General features: G+C 61.2%; 2 protein-coding genes. Both read left to right on the forward strand.

All coding sequences use genetic code 11. The features are described 5' to 3' along the window. A partial coding sequence (locus B9A19_RS21755; protein ID WP_139799066.1) for a phosphopantetheine-binding protein occupies nt 1-906 on the forward strand: 906 nt, incomplete at its 5' end. Between the two features lie 53 nt (nt 907-959). Next, nucleotides 960-2,761: condensation domain-containing protein (locus B9A19_RS21760; RefSeq protein ID WP_139799067.1), on the forward strand; the 1,802-nt coding region annotated here is incomplete at its 3' end.

The raw sequence follows: 2,761 nt of genomic DNA on the forward strand, positions 1-2,761 counted from the left end.
CCACTGGGCAAACCGGTACGGCATGACCGGCTGTATATCCTCAACGAACAGCAACAACCGACTCCGATTGGTGTGGTGGGGGAAATCTGCGTTGGGGGTATTGGGGTAGGGATTGGTTACTTCAACCAGCCTGAACTCACTGCAGAACGCTTCATTCAGGATCCATTCAGCCAGAACGCAGACGCACGCCTGTACAAGACTGGCGACCTCGGTCGCTGGCTGGCGGATGGCACCATCGAGTATCTGGGCCGCAATGACTTCCAGGTCAAGCTCCGTGGCTTCCGCATTGAACTGGGCGAGATCGAAGCCAAGCTTGGCACCGCCGAACAGATTCAGGAAGTCGCCGTCCTCGCGCGTGAAGACAGCCCGGGTGACAAGCGTCTGGTTGCCTACTACGTCGGTGCGCTGGATGCAGAAGCACTCCGAGCGCACGCCAGTGCCCAGCTGCCGGCCTATATGGTCCCGGCTGCGTATGTCCAGTTGGCGTCCTTCCCGCTCACCCCGAACGGCAAGCTGGACCGCAAGGCGCTGCCAGCGCCTTCGGGTGACGCCTGGGTCAGCCGTGGCTATGAAGCACCTATCGGCCAGATTGAAGAGACCCTCGCCAGCCTGTGGGCCGACCTGCTCAAGGTCGAGCGGGTGGGGCGGCAGGACAATTTCTTTGAGCTCGGCGGGCACTCATTGTTAGCCGTGCAACTACTTGCCCGCATTCGCCAGACCTTCGAGATCGACGTACCGCTAAATGACATCTTTGCCGCGCATGATCTGGCCGGCATGGCGCAGGCCATTGTTCAAGCCGGGCTGGGTAGTTACAGCCAGGAAGATATTGCCCAAGCCATGGCCGAGCTGGATGGCCTTAGCGAAGAAGAAATTGCCCAACTGCTGGCCGAGGAGGGCGAAGCCTGATGGCTTCGTTTTTCCGCCAGCCCCGCAACGCCATTGACGACTGAATAACGACCATGACCGATCAAGCGCACAGCAAACTCGACGCCAAACAACTTGAACTGCTTCTTCGCCGTTTGAAGAAAACCAAAGCCCCGACTGCTGCCAGCTCGGTGGATACCATTCCGCTAGCCGACCGCAGCCAGCCGTTGCCGCTTTCCTGGGCGCAGGCGCGCTTGTGGTTTATTGACCAGCTTGATCATGACGCCAGCAAGGCCTATCACCTGCCGCTGGCGCTGCGGCTGGATGGTGCGCTGGATGCAGCCGCGCTGATTGCTGCATTGAACCGGATCGTTGCCAGGCATGAGAGCCTGCGCACCGTTTTCCGGCTGGATGATGGCGAGCCGGTTGCGCAGCTCTTGCCTGCAGATAGCGGATTTGCTTTACAAATTGTTGATTTGGCTACGCTAGGTGACGAGGCGCAACGCGCTGAAATTGAACGCCTAGCCGCGCAGGAGGCGGTGGCACCGTTCGACCTGGCGCAAGGGCCGCTGTGCCGTGGGCAATTGCTGGTGCTGGGCGCTGACAGCCATGTGCTGCTGATCACGCAGCATCACATCGTGTCGGATGGCTGGTCGCAAGGCGTGTTCATCGCAGAAGTACGTGCGCTGTATCACGCGTTCAGCCAAGGCGAAGATGATCCGCTGCCGGCATTGCCCATCCAGTATGGCGACTTTGCAGTCTGGCAACGTCAGGCACTGCAAGGGGATGACCTGCTGCAACAGGCCGACTTCTGGCGTAGCTATCTGGATGGCGCGCCGGCGGTGCTGAATTTGCCGTTCGACCGTGCACGCCCTGCGGTGCAGACGCACCGTGGCGGTACCTTGCCCTTCACGGTGCCTGAAGCCATCGCCGCCGAACTACGCACCTTTGCCCAGCGCAACAAGAGCACCGTGTTCATGGCGCTGCTTGCGGCTTGGGGTCTGCTGCTGTCGCGCTTGAGCGGTGAGCAGGATGTGGTCGTCGGCTCGCCGCTGGCCGGGCGTGACCGGAGCGAGCTGCAAGGCTTGATAGGCTTCTTCGCCAACACGCTGGCGCTGCGTCTTCGCATCGAGCCGGACTGGACCGTGGCCCAGCTGCTGCAGGCGGTGCGCGATTCGGCCATGCAGGCATTTGCCCATCAGGCGCTGCCGTTCGAGCAGGTGGTTGACGCGGTCAAACCGGTGCGTAGCCTGAGCTACAGCCCGATTTTTCAGGTGATGCTGGCATTCAACAATACGCCGGATGGCGGCGACGAAGAGCTGCAGGGTATTCGTTTTTCGGCCATCGAGCAGCTGCGCGATACCTCGCACTTCGAGCTGATGCTCAACCTGACCGACAGCGGTGACAAGTTGAGCGGGGCGCTGACTTATAACGCAGACCTGTTCGATGCTGTGACCGTAGCGCGCTTTGCCGAGTACTTGCAGACCTTGCTGGCTGCGGTGCTGCGTGGCGACGAGCAGCCGTTGTCGACGCTGGAGATCTTGTCGACAGCAGAACGCCACACCCTGCTTGCCGACTGGAACGCCACCGCCTATGCCTATCCACGTGATAGCGGCCTGGTCTCCCTGTTCGAAGCCCATGTTGAAGCCACCCCGGCCGCTGCTGCTGTGGTCTCTGGTGATGTGGTCTGGTCCTACGCCGAGCTGAACACCCGCGCCAATGTATTGGCCCATACCCTCATTGGTGCTGGCGTGCTGCCGGGTCAAGTCGTTGCCCTCTCACTACCCCGCAGCGCCGAGCTGGTCCTTGCTGAATTGGCCATCCTCAAGGCCGGCGGGATCTATCTGCCTTTGGATGCCGTGTTGCCCGGCGAGCGTCAGGCCAGCATGCTGGCCGA

The organism is Andreprevotia lacus DSM 23236 (genome assembly GCF_900176275.1).
GTDB classification, from domain to species: Bacteria; Pseudomonadota; Gammaproteobacteria; order Burkholderiales; family Chitinibacteraceae; genus Andreprevotia; species Andreprevotia lacus.